14 protein-coding genes and 1 other RNA gene are annotated in these 15538 nt (G+C 43.3%); 5 read left to right on the top strand and 10 right to left on the bottom strand.

The window, feature by feature from the left end:
- Positions 1-30 precede the first annotated feature (30 nt).
- The 4 genes from L3V27_RS19445 to L3V27_RS19460 all read right to left on the bottom strand — a co-directional run bounded on the left by L3V27_RS19445 (position 31) and on the right by L3V27_RS19460 (position 4908).
- The gene (locus tag L3V27_RS19445) at positions 31-1398 is read right to left on the bottom strand and encodes a Na+/H+ antiporter NhaC family protein (RefSeq protein ID WP_005381672.1); all 1368 of its coding nucleotides are present in this window, start codon (positions 1396-1398) and stop codon (positions 31-33) included.
- Positions 1399-1578: 180 nt separating this feature from the next.
- A complete protein-coding gene (locus L3V27_RS19450; RefSeq protein ID WP_005391489.1) occupies positions 1579-2166 on the bottom strand; it encodes a DedA family protein in 588 nt (195 codons plus the stop codon).
- Between the two features lie 204 nt (positions 2167-2370).
- Positions 2371-3906, bottom strand: coding sequence for a bifunctional GNAT family N-acetyltransferase/carbon-nitrogen hydrolase family protein (locus L3V27_RS19455; protein WP_005391488.1), 1536 nt, complete (start codon positions 3904-3906; stop codon positions 2371-2373).
- Positions 3907-4026: 120 nt separating this feature from the next.
- A complete protein-coding gene (locus L3V27_RS19460) occupies positions 4027-4908 on the bottom strand; it encodes a LysR family transcriptional regulator (RefSeq protein WP_006741861.1) in 882 nt (293 codons plus the stop codon).
- Between the two features lie 424 nt (positions 4909-5332).
- Here L3V27_RS19460 and L3V27_RS19465 point away from each other — a divergent pair, with 424 nt between their 5' ends.
- Entirely contained in the window at positions 5333-5896 is a 564-nt protein-coding gene (locus L3V27_RS19465; RefSeq protein ID WP_164666635.1) for a porin family protein, read from the top strand.
- A gap of 285 nt (positions 5897-6181) precedes the next feature.
- Here L3V27_RS19465 and ssrA read toward each other — a convergent pair.
- Positions 6182-6549: a transfer-messenger RNA gene (ssrA, locus tag L3V27_RS19470) on the bottom strand.
- 66 nt (positions 6550-6615) lie between these two features.
- On the bottom strand, positions 6616-7101 hold the full coding sequence (smpB, locus tag L3V27_RS19475; RefSeq protein ID WP_005391476.1) for an SsrA-binding protein SmpB: 486 nt from the start codon (positions 7099-7101) through the stop codon (positions 6616-6618).
- Between the two features lie 118 nt (positions 7102-7219).
- Between smpB and L3V27_RS19480 the strand changes: the two genes are divergently transcribed.
- Together L3V27_RS19480 and L3V27_RS19485 are read left to right on the top strand one after the other, a co-directional pair.
- The gene (locus L3V27_RS19480; protein ID WP_005391473.1) at positions 7220-7663 is read left to right on the top strand and encodes an SRPBCC family protein; all 444 of its coding nucleotides are present in this window, start codon (positions 7220-7222) and stop codon (positions 7661-7663) included.
- Positions 7653-8006, top strand: a complete 354-nt coding sequence (locus L3V27_RS19485) for an RnfH family protein (RefSeq protein WP_005391471.1) — start codon at positions 7653-7655, stop codon at positions 8004-8006. Before L3V27_RS19480 ends, L3V27_RS19485 begins: the two co-directional genes overlap by 11 nt.
- Before the next feature lie 108 nt (positions 8007-8114).
- Here L3V27_RS19485 and bamE read toward each other — a convergent pair whose 3' ends face one another.
- The 4 genes from bamE to nadK form a co-directional block, all read right to left on the bottom strand.
- A complete protein-coding gene (bamE, locus tag L3V27_RS19490) occupies positions 8115-8474 on the bottom strand; it encodes an outer membrane protein assembly factor BamE (protein WP_005391468.1) in 360 nt (119 codons plus the stop codon).
- A 330-nt stretch (positions 8475-8804) separates the two neighbouring features.
- Positions 8805-10469, bottom strand: a complete 1665-nt coding sequence (recN, locus tag L3V27_RS19495; RefSeq protein WP_237312563.1) for a DNA repair protein RecN — start codon at positions 10467-10469, stop codon at positions 8805-8807.
- A gap of 167 nt (positions 10470-10636) precedes the next feature.
- On the bottom strand, positions 10637-11827 hold the full coding sequence (locus L3V27_RS19500; RefSeq protein ID WP_005391464.1) for a DUF3103 domain-containing protein: 1191 nt from the start codon (positions 11825-11827) through the stop codon (positions 10637-10639).
- Between the two features lie 265 nt (positions 11828-12092).
- Positions 12093-12977, bottom strand: a complete 885-nt coding sequence (gene nadK, locus L3V27_RS19505) for an NAD(+) kinase (protein WP_005391462.1) — start codon at positions 12975-12977, stop codon at positions 12093-12095.
- Positions 12978-13123: 146 nt separating this feature from the next.
- Here nadK and grpE point away from each other — a divergent pair, with 146 nt between their 5' ends.
- Positions 13124-13720, top strand: a complete 597-nt coding sequence (gene grpE, locus L3V27_RS19510; RefSeq protein ID WP_012842091.1) for a nucleotide exchange factor GrpE — start codon at positions 13124-13126, stop codon at positions 13718-13720.
- A gap of 417 nt (positions 13721-14137) precedes the next feature.
- Complete coding sequence (locus tag L3V27_RS19515; RefSeq protein ID WP_012842090.1) at positions 14138-15412, top strand: dicarboxylate/amino acid:cation symporter; 1275 nt, start codon at positions 14138-14140, stop codon at positions 15410-15412.
- Positions 15413-15538 lie beyond the last annotated feature (126 nt).

Here is a 15538-nt window from a genome sequence, read left to right on the forward strand (position 1 = left end):
GCTCCATCGGAGCCTTTTCGGTATTTGTCGTTAGTTTTCAGTTTGCGCTACAGGTTGACGAGCGGGATGTTTGATAAACACCGCGACAACAGCCGCTATCGCTAATGCAAAACAGTAGTAAGAATTAGCAACTACTTCAAGTGGCGATAGGTTGAATACGGAGCCTAGCAGCAGTACTTGAGCTCCGTAAGGCAACACGCCTTGCACCACGCATGAGAAAATGTCTAACAAGCTTGCTGAGCGGCGAGGAGAGACATTATTCTCTTCCGCCAGTTGGCGAGCAACGCTGCCCGATACAATGATGGCTACGGTGTTGTTTGCCGTACAGCCATTGACCATCGACACCAAGCCTGCGATACCTAGCTCACTCGCGCGGCTGTTGGCATGCTTAGAGTGGCTAGAGCCAAACGCGTGGATAAGGCTACTAACGAAATTTGTTAGAAAAGCAAGACCACCTTGGCGACGCATCAGTTCACTCAAACCACCAATTAGCATGGACAACAAGAAGATCTCTTGCATGTTACCAAAGCCTTTGTAAACGTCTTGGGCTAGATTAGTTAGTCCGTAATTGTCAATCGATGCCAAGCTCACGCCGCCAGCCAAAAGGATACCAATCGACAGAACCACAAACACATTCACACCAGATACCGCTAGGATCAAAATAGTGATGTACGGCAAGACTTTTAGCCACTCAATATCGCCAGTTGCAGGCACTTGAGTCGCTGTACTGTTGAAAGCGAACACTGCAATCGCGATCAACGCCGCAGGTAAAGCAATACGAATGTTCTCTTTAAACTTGTCTTTCATCTCACAACCTTGAGAGCGTGTCGCCGCGATGGTGGTGTCAGAGATGATAGAAAGGTTATCACCAAACATAGCGCCGCTCAGCACAACGCCTGCGGTTAACGGTAAGCTCATTCCTGCTGATTCAGCAATGCCTAACGCTACGGGTGCAACGGCTGCGATGGTACCCATCGAAGTGCCCATTGCTGTTGCGATAAAAGCAGAAATCAGAAAAATGCCCGGTAAAATCATGCTGGTTGGAATTGCGGATAAACCAAGGTTCACCGTTGCATCAACACCGCCAGAGGCTTTTGCTACCGCAGCAAAGGCACCAGCAAGCAGATAGATCATACACATTGCGATGATGTCTGGGTGGCCAACACCACGCATGAAGTGTTCGATTGAGCGGTTAAGTTTCTCTTTACTTAAAAGAAACGCAATGATGATGGCTGGTAATACCGCGATGGGTGCAGGCAGCTGGTAGAAGGCAAATTCAACGCCTTGCAAAGATAAGTAAGTGCCTACGCCAATAAACAGCGCAAGGAATACAATCAATGGGATCAGTGCGACCGCAGAAGGTGCAACTGTTTTAGTTGTTTGTTGGGAACCGGACATGTAAACGACAATGTTAATAATAAGAGAGAAGAGCAGACTAATATCACATTTACGCATTGTCAACGTCTAGACGTCTAAATGGCTGTTTAAATTTTGCACGTAAAGAAAAAGATAAAAGCTCGTATTACGTATCTCACTGATACCACGAGCTTTAGTTATGCACTAATGAAGGGACTGTCGTTATTGCATTGATTTGGCTTTTTTGCGTTTAACAATACCTAAAACCATCCATGTAAATAAGACAGCAGCAAATGCCCATACCAGATATTTGTATTCGGTGTACAGGTTGCTCAACACGCTTAAATGTTCAAATGCAAAGTGAGTTAACAAGCTAAATACCAATACCCAAACCGTCGCCGCGAGGGCGTTACCGAGCAAAAACTCTCTACGTGGCATTTTCGCGATACCGCATGCAAGAGGCATAAATTGCTTCATTCCTTCAATAAAGCGGCTGACGACCAAGCACGTAGGGCCGTATTTCTGGATAGTCAGTTGAAGTGTTTGCATCTTCGGGCCAGAGATATAGCCTTTTTTATCCAACCAGCCTTCAAAGTAATAACCGATTAGGTAACCACAGGTATTCCCAAAAAAGCAGCTTAGCCACGATACCATCATAACCATACTTAGGTTCATGACTTGTTCTGAAGAGAGCAAAGATGCCGCGATCATCAGCGATTGACCAGGCATCGGTACACCTATCCCTTCTAGAAATATACTGACAATCAGCGCCAAGTAGCCGTATTGCTCGAGCAAAGGCTTCATTGACATGAGAAGTTCGTTAATGTGTTCCAAAAGCTTTCCCCTAATAAAAGCGGAACGAAGTTGGAGTGATACTCCGAATGTCCTACTGGGTCAATTCTTGTTTCTCACCGCTGAGAAAAACTGACATGCCTCTGATTATTGTGCGGAATCAATCTGCTGCTTGTTTTATTCGCCGCCACGCTCCCGTGTGGCGACGAATAAGGCACACCTTTATGACTCTTTAGCTTTAGTAAATGCGCCATACAAATCAAGACGTCGGTGACGTAAGTTGGTTACTGAACCCTCGGTATTCAGTTGCTTCAACTTAGTCAAATCAACATCGGCGAAGATCATCATTTCGGTGTTGGCGCTTGCTTCTGTCAAGGTCGCATCGTGCGGGAAGTAGATATCCGACGGTGAGAATACGGCAGATTGTGCGTACTGGATGTCCACGTTATCAACACGAGGTAAGTTACCGACACTACCACCAATTGCAACATAGCATTCGTTTTCAATGGCTCGCGATTGGGAACAAATTCGTACTCGTTGGTAGCCATTTTTTGTGTCCGTCCAGAAAGGAACGAATACAATTTGTGCGCCTTGTTCTGCTAACATTCTTCCCAATTCAGGGAATTCGCTGTCATAACAAATAAGTATGCCGACTTTGCCCGCATCGGTTTCGAACACTTGAACATTGTCACCACCGTCGATCACCCAGTCTCTTTGTTCATGAGGCGTGATGTGGATTTTATATTGAGCGTTAATTTCACCATCTCGTTGCAGCAAGTAGGCCACATTATACAGTTTGCCATCTTCGATAACGGGCATACTGCCTGCAATAATGTTGATGTTGTAGGTGACCGCCATCTGCGAGAAACGGTTTTTGATCTCTTCCGTAAAGCTAGCCAAAAAGCGGATTGCCTCAACGGAATTTTTGTCGTTTTGCAAGCCCATCAGCGGTGCGTTAAAGAACTCAGGGAATAGGGCGAAATCGGCTTTATAGTTCGCAAGAGAAGAGATGAAGAACTCAGCCTGATCGAGCAAATCCTCCAGGTCATTCATCGCGCGCATTTGCCACTGTACGACACCAATCCGAATCAGCGTTTTTTCTACATCGTGTACGGATTGAATATCCTCTTCGTAGAAAAAGTTATCCCACTCCAGCAGTGTCGCGTAACCTTTAGAAGCGCTATCCTCTGGCAAGTAGCCGCGCATGATTCGTTTTACATCGAAGTCGTTAGCAAGCTGAAAAGACAAAATAGGGTCATGAAGCTCACGGCGTTTTACTTTGTCGATGTACTCTGCAACGCTCAGTTCATCTGCGTATTGGTGGTAATTAGGAATGCGACCACCGGCTAAAATGGCTTTGAAGTTCTTACTACGGCAAAGCTCTTTACGCGCATCATATAAACGGCGACCTAAACGTAGCCCTCGATAGTCTGGGTGGACAAATACATCGAGACCATACATTGCATCACCAGTTACTTGATTCTGTATGACGTTGTTTTCGGTAATGATATCGGTATACAGGTGAGGAAGAGAAAAGCGGTTGTAGTCCACTTTAATGGTTAATGCTGCACCGACTATTTTGCCGTTATCTTCAATACAGATTTGTCCATCAGGAAACTGATGAATGAGATCCATAATAGTCAGCCGTGGCCATGAGCCGCCAACATCAGGAAACACTAAGTCCATTAGTTCTGCAAGCTCAGGGTAATCCGTTGGCTCAATGGTACGTAATGAGAGTTTGGGCGAATTGCTGTCCATATCTTTCAATCCATTTATCCTTTTGAAACAGTGTTAATGAGAATGCCACAATTTGGAGCAGACAGATACTGAAGTCTTTGAGTTGTTTTGGTTTACCAAAAGCATTTCAAGAAAACAATATTAGCTTAGTTTGCTCTTCAACCATTCGTAAAACGCCGCCACTTTCTTAGCCGATAGGCGATAATTCGGGATCATCACGTAATAACCATAACCACTCTGTAAAGATAGGTTGAGAATACGTTGGATATCCCCTCTTAAAATAGAATTCTGCGCCATAAAATCAGGAAGTAAGGCGAGTCCTTTTCCCATTTTGACGGCTTCGTAAGCTAGGTAAAAATGTTCAAAGCCTACAGAGTGATAGGTAACGGTTGATTCTACTGCATGTGCAGCCTTAAATTGCTCCCACAACTGAGGGCGAGTGATTTGAGGTATCAACGGATAGTCGCTAACAGCGTGCACATTCTTGAGTGCAGGAGCGTTAGTACAACCGACCAATAGTAGTATTTCTTCGCATAGTAAGTGGCTGTATTCATAATGCGTGGACAATGGAAGACAACGAATATGCAAGTCGCTTTCACCGCTTGAACCTTTGACGTTCCCATCTCCGGTACAGATTCTTACACGGATATTGGGATGTCGCTGGTGGAAGTCATCAATATGAGGCACCAACCAAAGGCTAGCGAAAGAAGGAGTAACATCCACGGTGAGCAATTCTTGCTTTGAATCTGATTGGATTAAGTTGGCGGTTGCATTCTGAATAAGTTCTAGTGCTTCTGTGACTTGCGGTAGGTAGCGTTTTCCTTCCTCAGTTAACTCAATACCATTCGAGCCTCTTTGTATTAAAGGTAAACCCACTAGTTGTTCAAGCGCGGCGATTTGTTTGCTTACTGCGCTTTGTGTAATGCATAGGGCATCCGCCGCTTTAGAGAAGCTGAGGTAATTTGCAACCGCGACAAACGTCCTTAATGCTCGGATAGAAGGGTACTCACTGCCTTTTAACATACTTCAGTCCCATGGAGATAGCCTCTTCACAGAGTAGGAGATTTACCTATTGAAGCAAAGAGAGAAAAAGCCGATGTGTGATTACCTTCCTTACTCGTTCATAAAGAATCCAGACCAAAAATTAAGAATCCTAAATATAATGGGTATGTAAATAATTGATGATTGGGGTTTGTTTATTGATTTCTCCTATCTTTTGAAAAAACTACAAATAAAATAGAATGTTTTACATCATTAGTATTTACAGAAGTCTAATATTGTTTTTTCAAGGTAAATAAAACGATATAACTTTTGGTTTTGTTGTTTTAATTTTAAAATAATGTCAATTTTTTATAAGGTAGAAAATGTTTTTCATTAAATTAAAATTGGCATTGCATTTGCTTCGTATAATTCGAACTTTCAATGGCACTTATATTAGGAGAACGAAATGAAAAGCAATGTTGTTACTTTGATTGGCCTTTTTTCTTTAGCAACGTTTAGTACTTTATCTCACGCAGCGGACTCCAAAGATCATGGTGTTTATGTCGGCGCCAATTATGGTTACTTAAAAGTTGATGGACAAGATGACTTTGATGATGACAGTGATGCTATTCAAGGTTTGGTTGGTTACCGTTTTAACCCTTACTTAGCGTTAGAGGGCGGTTACATTGATTTTGGTAGCTATGGTAATAACTTAGCAAATGCCGAAACGGACGGTTACACCGCAGCACTAAAAGTTACAGTCCCTATTGCTGATCGTGTCGATCTTTACGCAAAAGGCGGTCAAATGTGGTACTCGACGGATTACAACGTTGCGGGCTTCCAAGGCAACAAAGATGACGAAGGTGTATTCGCTGGTGCCGGTGTTGGTTTTAAAGTTACTGATAACTTCTTAGTTAACGCAGAATATATGTGGTACGACGTAGAACTGAATGCAGAGAACGTAGCGAATGGTGCAAACACAAAAACTGATTTTAACCAAGCATCGCTAGGTGTGGAATATCGCTTCTAATATTGTTAACCATGTTAAACCCAATAAAAATGCGAAGCTAAATGGCTTCGCATTTTTATTTTTTAAGAGATTTAATTATCTGCATAAAATTACTAATGAATAAAATATTTATAAAGTTGGAAGTGTTGATTATTAGAGATCGTCTGCTTATTTTTCTATAGGCTATAAAAGAAGCCGTGCACTAATAGAAAGTAACATCGTAAAAGTAGATCGTGTACTGTTGCAACATAAGTACGGATAGCAGATACAAAAAAGGCCACCCGAAGGTGGCCTTTTCCAAACGTTTGGTGGAGCTGGCGGGAGTTGAACCCGCGTCCGAAAACCGTTCATCATTGGTACTACATGCTTAGTCGATCTTTAATTTCGCCACCCACCTGCGAACCGACACGCTAATGAATGACTAGCCTGAATTAAAATTCGCCGTTCATCTCTCAGGCGGGAGAATCCGGGCTAGCGCGTTTGGGTTTGATCCCTCGTTATTCCCCGTCTTACGTGCGGAAGCTAGGGCGAGAGAGCTCTGAGCAGGTTATTAAGCTGCTAGTGCGTAGTTTTCGTCGTTTGCGACTATTTTTTTGCGGTTTGTTAACGAGGCCTACCGCACCTCGGCATGCACCTCAGACTTCTGAATTCCCGTCGAATCCTAAATCAGCCCCAGGTAATATTCGCATAGTAACAGAAAAGCATTGGCTGTCCAGTACTATGCGTTTAAGTGGTCAAGATTAACGCAGTGTACTCTTCATTACGCGTGCTTTCTCTCTTGCCCAGTCTTTTTCTTTTAAATCCGTACGTTTATCGTGCAGCTTTTTACCTTTTGCTACGCCAATTTTTAGTTTCACCCAAGAGCGAGACCAGTACAGAGAGAGCGCCGTTAATGTCATACCTTCACGGTTCACACGTCCGAATAGGTTGTCTAGTTCACGACGACTCATTAGTAGTTTACGCACACGTGTGGGGTTCGCCACAACGTGTGTCGATGCCTGATTTAAAGGAGTGATTGTCATGCCACTCACAAAGGCTTCACCGTCACGCATAAATACGTAACTTTCAGAAATATTGGCTTTACCTTGGCGAAGGGCTTTCACTTCCCAACCTTGGAGCTCCAAGCCAGCTTCGATTTCATCATCGATGAAATACTCGTGGCGAGCTTTTTTATTCAGCGCGATAGTATTGCTACCCGCTTTTTGTTTCGTTTTTTTCTTTGCCATAATAGCGACATTATACGGGTTGGATATCGGATAGGAAATCCTTTTATTTGCGCAATCGTGGAATAAAAGTAAAATTGGCAGGAGCTTTAAATCTGTACATGTATCGATAGGAGTATGTATGAAGCAAGTCAGCCGTTCTGCGCTTGTGTCTTTTAGTGCTGAACAGATGTTCAATCTGGTTAACGATGTTGCTAAATACCCTGAGTTTCTGCCTGGTTGCTCGGGCTCTAGAATCATTGAGTCTTCGGGTAATGGTATGGTGGCTTCTGTCGATGTGGCGAAGGCTGGTATCAGCAAAACGTTTACTACTTCAAATGAGCTGATCCCAGGCCAAGCAATTATGATGAACTTGGTGGATGGCCCGTTTAAGACGTTGCGTGGTGGTTGGATTTTTACCGCGCTAGATGAGCAAGCTTGCAAAGTTGAGCTAAAGCTTGAGTTTGAATTCTCAAGTAAAATGATTGAGATGGCTTTCGGTAAGGTTTTTAACGAGCTTACCAGTAACATGGTAAATGCATTCACTAAACGCGCAAAACAGGTCTACGAGTGTTATGAGTATTGAGTCAGATATGATTCACGTAGAGGTTGTCTATGCTCTTCCTCATGAACAGCGTGTATTTAATTTAGTGGTGAATAATCACGCAACGGTAGAAGAGATCATTCGACAATCTGGGGTGTTAGAGTTATACCCTGAAATTGATTTATCTAAGAATAAAGTGGGTGTGTTTAGTCGTAATGTGAAGTTAGATGCGACCGTTCGAGATCGAGATCGAATAGAGATATATCGTCCGTTACTCGCAGACCCGAAAGAGATTCGTCGTAAGCGGGCGGAGCAGGCTAAAGCCGAGGGGAATGCAGACCCAGTCACCGGTGGTAAGCCTAGCTCTGTACGTAAGAATAAGTAGACTTGATATCAGTCCCAATGGATGGCGTCGTCATTGATTCAAAGTGTGATTGCGCGATATCTAGATAATAAAAAACCTCTCATGTGAGAGGTTTTTTGCAAAAGTCGTTTACTGAATCTGTTCGTAAAAAGCGTCACTTTTTGGGAAGTCACCGCTGATATCTGCGAGTGTGCCTTGATCGTTAAAGTTAACGATCAGGTCTTTTTGCACTGGATCACCGTGACCAGGAGTATGGTGATAGATGTAGTACCAAGTGTTTGGGTAGCCGTTTTCAATAAGCATTGGCGACCCTAGTACGAAGCGAACCTGTGCTTTAGTCATCCCAAACTTTAATTTATCTACCGCACTTTGTTCTACATAGTTGCCTTGGTTGATATCAATGCGATAAACCAGTTTTTCCAATACCGAACATCCTGTCAGCAATGTCATTGCTAATGGTACGGCAACTAACCACTTCTTTAATTGCATAATAATTTCTTAGTAACCTTTAAAATACTGCGCTGATAATAAACAAGCTCGACGCAGATGTAAAAAGCTATGCGTCGTATGATAGGAAATCTGACAACGAATTTTGAGTTGAGTTGCATTTATTGATTCTCTCACATGTATGTTTATGTCGATGAGCGATTTTCTATCCAGTTTAAGCGGTAACTAATGACAAATAGCCAAGTTATTGAGCTATGGGGTGGCACTGACCATTATTTCGAAAGGGAATCAGAACCCAAGCACTTTGATATGGTGATGGGGGAGGTAGAGTCACGGAGTAGTGTTCGTGACTCTATCTTTGAAAGAGCATGGCTAAGCGGCGATGAGGAGCTCTTTGGCGTTTGCAAGGGTAGAATCTGTAATTTGGCTACCTCCAAGTAGGCGAGCTAATTCTGCCACACGTTGTTGTTCATCTAATGCGTGCATTTGTGTTTCGGTTTGGCCAGCTTTTGTTTGTTTAGCCACGAACATTTGTTGATGGCCACAACCTGCAACTTGAGGGAGGTGAGTGACACACAATACCTGAGTAGACTCGCCAAGCTTGCGTAGCATTTTGCCGACTACAGCTGCTGTTGGACCACTAATACCGACATCCACCTCATCGAAGATCAAGCTTGGTGTATCCACTTTCTGAGCGGTAATCACTTGGATAGCTAATGAGATGCGTGATAGCTCACCGCCTGACGCAACTTTTGCTATAGGTTGCAATGGCTGTCCTGGGTTGGTCGATACTAAGAAGCACACACTGTCCATGCCAAGTGGTGATGGGTGCGTGTTTTCATTGCTGACTTCGATATTGAATACCGCTTTTTCCATGCTCAATTCGTGCATGCTTTGCGTGATCAGCTTATTCAGCTCTTTAGCGTAACGGCTGCGTGATTTGTGTAGTTTTTCTGCTTGGCTTAGGAAGCTTTGGTACTTTTGTTCCACTTCTTGCGCGAGTTCATCTAAACGTTCATCAGAGCAATCTAACGCTTCTACTTGGGCCAGAAGATCTTGGTGATGTTGGTATAGTTCTTCTGGCATCACGTGGTGTTTGCGAGCAACAGACATCACTTTAGAAAAACGTTCTTCTACATAAGCCATACGAGCAGGATCCACATCGATGCCATCTAGATAACTGCGTAATTCATTCTTCGTTTCTTCCAGTTGAATCATCGCTTCTGACAACATGTTGGGTAGCTCAGATAGCTTTTCATCTAACTCAGCTAGTTGAATTAGGGAGTGATTGGCCGATTGCAAAATACCAAGCGCATTGACTTCTTCACCTTCGTAAATAAGTTCGATGGCTTGCTGACAGGTAGTGGCGAGTTCACCACTATTGGATAGTCGTTTGTGCTCTTGCTCGAGCTCTGCAAATTCTTCTTCACCTAGCGATAACTCATTTAGTTCTTTGATTTGGTATTCAAGCAACTGTTTTTGCGCCTGGTTTTGCTGGCTATTTTCTTTTAGTTGCTTGAGGTTATTGTCTGCCTGACGCCAATGTTGGTAAGCACTTCGTGTGCTTTTTAGTAGGTTCAGATGACCTGCATATTGGTCGAGCATAGCCATTTGGTGTTCGCTTTTCATCAATTGATGATGAGCGTGTTGCCCATGGATATTGATCAGCAGTTGCCCTAGAGATTTGAGTTGTGATAGTGGGACAGGACTGCCATTAATGAAGGCTCTTGAGCGACCTTCTTTTGTGATGATGCGACGCAAAATACATTCACTGCCATCAAGCAGATCGTTATCTTCTAGCCAACGCGTTGCATGTAGGTTGTTGTCCAGTAAAAAAGCGGCACTAACTTCGGTTTTTTCTTCACCTTGTCGAACCATGCCAGCTTCGGCTCGTCCGCCTAAGCAGAGCCCAAGTGCATCGATAGCAATGGATTTACCCGCGCCTGTTTCACCTGTGATGGTGGTCATGCCCTTAGACAGCTCGAGTTGTAAATACTTAACAATCGCAAAATTATTAACACTTAGATGAGCCAGCATTTTTATTTACCTGTATAACTGAACAATACTGTATAAGAGAACAGTATATACTGTTTCTTTATACAGTAAAGACAGGTGAGAAAAAATTTCTGTGTGGGGTGCTTTTTTGTGATGAAGTGGGAAAAATGAGCCGAAGTGATTACAACGACTCATTAAAATTGAACAGGTTACGGACGAGTTGGGTTAATCGTGAGCGGCTCTAATGTGACTACTGCATTCACACCAGCACCTGGATGATCCACGTATGATGTGTCTTGCATTAGTGTGTAGTAAACGTCGACGAAGTCATCATCATTCGTTAGGACGCCGTCAGGGATCGTGTCGATGATCTTATTCGTGATTTGCGGAATAATCGCGTAAGCCTGAACTTCTGGATCTGGAATCGCTTTCAGCACTTCTCCAGCAACTTGAACAAGGAGTTTTGCCAACTGTTTATAGTCTGTACCATCATCTTGTTCCATGAGCACGATGTCCGCAGCGCCCCAACGGTAACGAGACCAGTGAATAATGATCTGATTTGGGTAGTAATCTTGGTTATCGTAGTCTAAGTATGGAAGCTCTACTAAATCGAGAGTAGGTTCATCACGACTTGGATTGACGCCCGTTACGATAGCGTAGATTTCTGCCTTGCCAGAGATCCAAGGTTCTTTGTCATCGGCTAGACGGATCTTTTTCAACTGCGTTGTTTGAATTGGAGCCGCTTCGCCCACTGTGCTACTTGACAATAGCGGTGCATTTTGGCGTTGTTCATCAGCAATATATGGTTGAACTAAAGCTGGCTGACCGAGTTTTTTCATCTCAGCTTGCATAGCTTGCAAGCCTGCTTTTAGCTCTGCAGAGCTGTTGTTATCAACAACGAGTACAGGTACCTCAGGGAGTTGGTAAACATCGAGTTGATGGATGTTGCCATACACATCAAATGCTTCGATATATTGCCAATTCTCATCATCACCACTTGGTTCAAATGCAAATAATGGCTCGACCTCGCCACTTTGCCATGCTGTTATCATGCTCTCATTCGCTAAACGAACTTCCAGCAACTGATCTGAGTATTCAGAAATACCTTTCCAGCTACGAATTTGAGTGTCAGCTTGTACAAGCTGACGGCTAAACTCGGAGTTGGGGTTTTGTTGAACAAATGCTGATACAGAGACGCTAGTCTGTTGTGGAGTAATATCTCTTCTCAACATGGGTTCAATGGCAGCATAGTTCTCACTCAATTGTTGAGCGAGGGCACGCTTCGTCTTAGTGATATCTTCCGCTTTTGCGTTGGATACACTGTTGACTTGCGTTTCCTCTGATTGGCAGCCAATAAGTGCTAATGTACTGAGAACAGACAGAATGATGGTTTTCTTCATAATATGTCCTTTATTGATTTTATGAAATAGAGTTAATACTCTATTCATGGTGAGAATATCACCGGACATAGATCATTGAATTTGCTTTTCTATCTTTTGTGTAAACTTTGCCCACAGGATCAAAATTTATAAACTTCTCTTTAATGACAGCAAATATCGTGTCGCCTCACTACTTTGTGTCTATTTCTTGTCTAAGAAAGCCAAAAGCCAGTGGCAATTAAGCTACTGGCTTTTTTATTGAAGTCATTTCCCTGAGTAACAAGTGTTAGAACAATTTACTAGACCAGCCAAGCTTATTCCGTAAGACGTGATAGTAGCTGTAGTCTTTTGGATGGATGAGCTTTAGTACATTTGGACTTTGATAGATGTGGATTTCGTCTCCTGGAGAAACAGGGAGAGACACTTGTCCATCACAGCTAACTTCTTGTGTTCCTCGGTTCTCTGGTGACACCACCAATTTAATTCGACGCTTTCCATCAACCACCAAAGGTCGACTCGACAAGGTATGAGGAAACATTGGCACGAGTGAAATGGCATTCAAGCTAGGCGAAAGAATTGGACCACCGCCAGAAAGCGAATATGCGGTCGAGCCCGTTGGTGTAGAGACAATCAAACCATCGGCTCGTAAAGAGAAGGCGAAGCTTTCATCAATGTACACTTCAAATTCAATCATATGGGCAATTTGCCCTGGGTGAAGTACAGCTTCATTTAGCGCAGCGTTGTGGCTTTTAATTTGCCCGTGACGGTGTACTTCCGCTTCTAAGAGAAAGCGCTCTTCTTCAATATACTCACCGTCGAGTACCGCTTGCAGAGACGCTTGGAACTCGTCTGGGTTTAAGTCAGTTAAGAAGCCTAGGTTTCCACGGTTCACCCCTATGACTGGAACATCAAATCGGGATAAAATTCTTGCCGCGCCTAGCATGTTGCCATCCCCACCAACCACAATGGCTAGATCGGCATTTTTTCCTAGTTCAACTAAACTGGCAAATTGACTCTGCGGGATATCATCCAGTATTGCGGCAAGGCGATCGTCAATAAATACTTTATAGCCTTCAGAGGTCAGCCATTGGTACAACTCTTTATGAGTTTGAATTGCTTGTTGATCTCTTGGTTTTCCGATAATCGCGATCACGTTACATGGATTTTTCATAGCATTTCCGCATTAAAGAGGCTTGAATCAGGAATCTTCATCCCCATAATAATGGCAAGTCACCTAAATATGCGAATTTTTATGTGGTTAAAGCCCGCAAAAACGCGCATGGCTTTAAGGGCATTATGTTGAATTCTGGAGATATCATGAGCAACGAAGAAAACAAAGTTACAGAAGAAGAGCTTGATCAAATCATCGAAGAGGCTGAAAAAGTAGAAGCTGAAGCACAAGAAGTAGAAGCTGAGCTTGAAGAAATTGGTGATGAGACAGACGCTAAGATTGCTCAACTAGAAGCGGCACTACTGTCTAGCGAGGCAAAAGTAAAAGAGCAGCAAGATGCGGTGTTGCGTTCTAAAGCTGAAGTAGAAAACATGCGTCGTCGTACCGAGCAAGAAATCGATAAAGCACGTAAGTTTGCGTTGAACAAGTTTGCCGAAGAGTTGCTTCCTGTTATTGATAACCTAGAGCGTGCAATTCAAGCGGCAGATACAGAGAATGAAACGGTTAAGCCGTTCCTAGAAGGTGTTGAGTTAACACACAAAACGTTTGTCGACGTTGTGGCGAAATTTGGCTTGAAAGCAATCAACCCTGAAGGTGAAGCATTTAACCCAGAGTTCCATCAAGCGATGTCGATTCAGGAAAGCCCTGATCATGAATCAAACACAGTTATGTTTGTTATGCAAAAAGGCTACGAACTAAACGGCCGTGTGATTCGTCCGGCAATGGTAATGGTTGCTAAATAACCTTAACTGCCTGTTTTCAAATATAAAGCGCCCATCATTTTTTGATGAGCGCTTTTTTGTTTTAAACGTAAGTTGTTGTAATGAGCTTCATTGTATATCGATAAAATGGAAGTTTGATCCCCTTCATATTTTTTCTTATTGGTTAATTATTTTCCTATAGGAGATTTCTTCTCATCTCACTGCGTGTTTATGAACGAAGAGGGCTATAAGTAATTGTAATCATTCGTTGTGTGAATGTTTGTCCTGCATAGGAATGTAAAGATAGTCATTTTTTCTACAACAATTCCGTTAACAAAAATGTAAATTATCACTTTATTTTGTAACCTTCGTGTGTATGATTTGCGACTAATGCTTTAAAAGTAAGCATATATAACTACAAAGATGTAAATAGCAAACACAACATATCGGAGATTTATAATGGATAAATCGCTTTCTAGTAAGATTTTTATAGGCTTGTTTGCCGGCCTTGTGCTCGGAACAGCAATTCAGTACTTATTTAGCGGTATTGCGATTTTTGATACATACCTACTTGGAGCAGCAGAAGGCGTTGGCGGCATGTTTGTCTCGCTGATCAAATTGCTTGTTGTTCCTTTAGTTTACGTTTCAATCGTATGCGGCATTGTTGACTTGAAAGACATCAGTGCATTTGGTCGTCTTGGTGGAAAAACTTTTACCCTCTACATTCTTAACACCATCATTGCGATTACGGCGGCTTTGACTGTTGGTTTGATTTTCCAGCCAGGAGCGGGTGCTAATCTGGCAGGAACGGTATCTGAGGCCGTACAGCTGACGACGACAGAAACGCCGGACATTTTCTCTCTAGTTGTTAACATTGTTCCTAGCAACCCAGTACAAGCGTTTGCTAACGGCGACATGCTGCAAATCATCTTCATGGCAATTCTGACAGGTCTTGCAATTCAAGCTTTGGATTCTCGTGGTGGTCCTGCCATCCGCACGTTCAAAATGGCAAATGAAATCATGATGAAACTGGTTGGGTTAGTGATGAGTCTTGCGCCATATGGTGTGTTCGCGCTAATGATTCAATTGGGTGCAACACTAAACGCCAATACATTGATGTCCGTGGCTGGTTATGTGGCCTTGGTGGTTGCGATGTTGGTGTTCTGGATCTTCTTCTTCTATCCAATGGCAGTAAGTCTTGCGACAGGGACCTCTCCAAAGACTTTCCTACGTGCAACTCGTGAGCAGATTCTGTTCTCTTTATCTACCGCGAGCTCAAACGCGACTATCCCGGTAACGATGCGAACACTGACAGAAAAGCTTCAGGTCTCTAAATCGGTTGCTGGCTTCGGTGTACCACTGGGCGCAACGATGAACATGTCTGGTGTGTCTATCTATATTGCTCTAGCAACGATGTTTGTTGCGAACGCTTTTGGCCAGCCAATTAACACCGCAGACATCTTCACGCTTGGTTTAACTATTCTTCTATTATCTATTGGTGCTGGTGGCGTTCCTGGAGGCGGCGTGGTAATGGTAGGCGTTTTGCTTCACCAACTAGGCTTACCACCTGAAGGCTTGGCAATTATTGCTGCGGTTGACCGTATTAATGACATGTTCTGTACGTCTTCAAACGTTGTGGGCGACACGGCAGTGAACACCATTGTGGCAAAAACAGAAGGTGAGATTGGTAAAGAAGAAGGCGTTGACGCTGAGCCTGCTCAAGCGAACGCTTAATGTCTTGAATCATTTATTTTAACCCTAATATTGAAACGAGCTCTTATGAGCTCGTTTTTTGTTTAGGAAGAGTCGGGCATAAATACATTTACCTGAGAAATGGTGTTTTGTTGCGCTACAGCAGTG

The organism is Vibrio sp. J2-3(2022) (assembly GCF_021725735.1).
In the GTDB taxonomy this organism is placed as follows: domain Bacteria; phylum Pseudomonadota; class Gammaproteobacteria; order Enterobacterales; family Vibrionaceae; genus Vibrio; species Vibrio diabolicus.

What these genes read in the sequence shown, in the direction of transcription:
- L3V27_RS19450 (WP_005391489.1), bottom strand. Translation starts at nt 2,166, where the DNA reads ATGTCAATGAAGCCTTTGCTCGAGCAATACGGCTACTTGGCGCTGATT.
- bamE (WP_005391468.1), bottom strand. Translation starts at nt 8,474, where the DNA reads ATGCAATTAAAGAAGTGGTTAGTTGCCGTACCATTAGCAATGACATTG.
- L3V27_RS19465 (WP_164666635.1), top strand. Translation starts at nt 5,333, where the DNA reads ATGAAAAGCAATGTTGTTACTTTGATTGGCCTTTTTTCTTTAGCAACG.
- L3V27_RS19455 (WP_005391488.1), bottom strand. Translation starts at nt 3,906, where the DNA reads ATGGACAGCAATTCGCCCAAACTCTCATTACGTACCATTGAGCCAACG.
- L3V27_RS19460 (WP_006741861.1), bottom strand. Translation starts at nt 4,908, where the DNA reads ATGTTAAAAGGCAGTGAGTACCCTTCTATCCGAGCATTAAGGACGTTT.
- L3V27_RS19480 (WP_005391473.1), top strand. Translation starts at nt 7,220, where the DNA reads ATGAAGCAAGTCAGCCGTTCTGCGCTTGTGTCTTTTAGTGCTGAACAG.
- L3V27_RS19485 (WP_005391471.1), top strand. Translation starts at nt 7,653, where the DNA reads ATGAGTATTGAGTCAGATATGATTCACGTAGAGGTTGTCTATGCTCTT.
- smpB (WP_005391476.1), bottom strand. Translation starts at nt 7,101, where the DNA reads ATGGCAAAGAAAAAAACGAAACAAAAAGCGGGTAGCAATACTATCGCG.
- nadK (WP_005391462.1), bottom strand. Translation starts at nt 12,977, where the DNA reads ATGAAAAATCCATGTAACGTGATCGCGATTATCGGAAAACCAAGAGAT.
- L3V27_RS19515 (WP_012842090.1), top strand. Translation starts at nt 14,138, where the DNA reads ATGGATAAATCGCTTTCTAGTAAGATTTTTATAGGCTTGTTTGCCGGC.
- recN (WP_237312563.1), bottom strand. Translation starts at nt 10,469, where the DNA reads ATGCTGGCTCATCTAAGTGTTAATAATTTTGCGATTGTTAAGTATTTA.
- L3V27_RS19500 (WP_005391464.1), bottom strand. Translation starts at nt 11,827, where the DNA reads ATGAAGAAAACCATCATTCTGTCTGTTCTCAGTACATTAGCACTTATT.
- L3V27_RS19445 (WP_005381672.1), bottom strand. Translation starts at nt 1,398, where the DNA reads ATGTCCGGTTCCCAACAAACAACTAAAACAGTTGCACCTTCTGCGGTC.
- grpE (WP_012842091.1), top strand. Translation starts at nt 13,124, where the DNA reads ATGAGCAACGAAGAAAACAAAGTTACAGAAGAAGAGCTTGATCAAATC.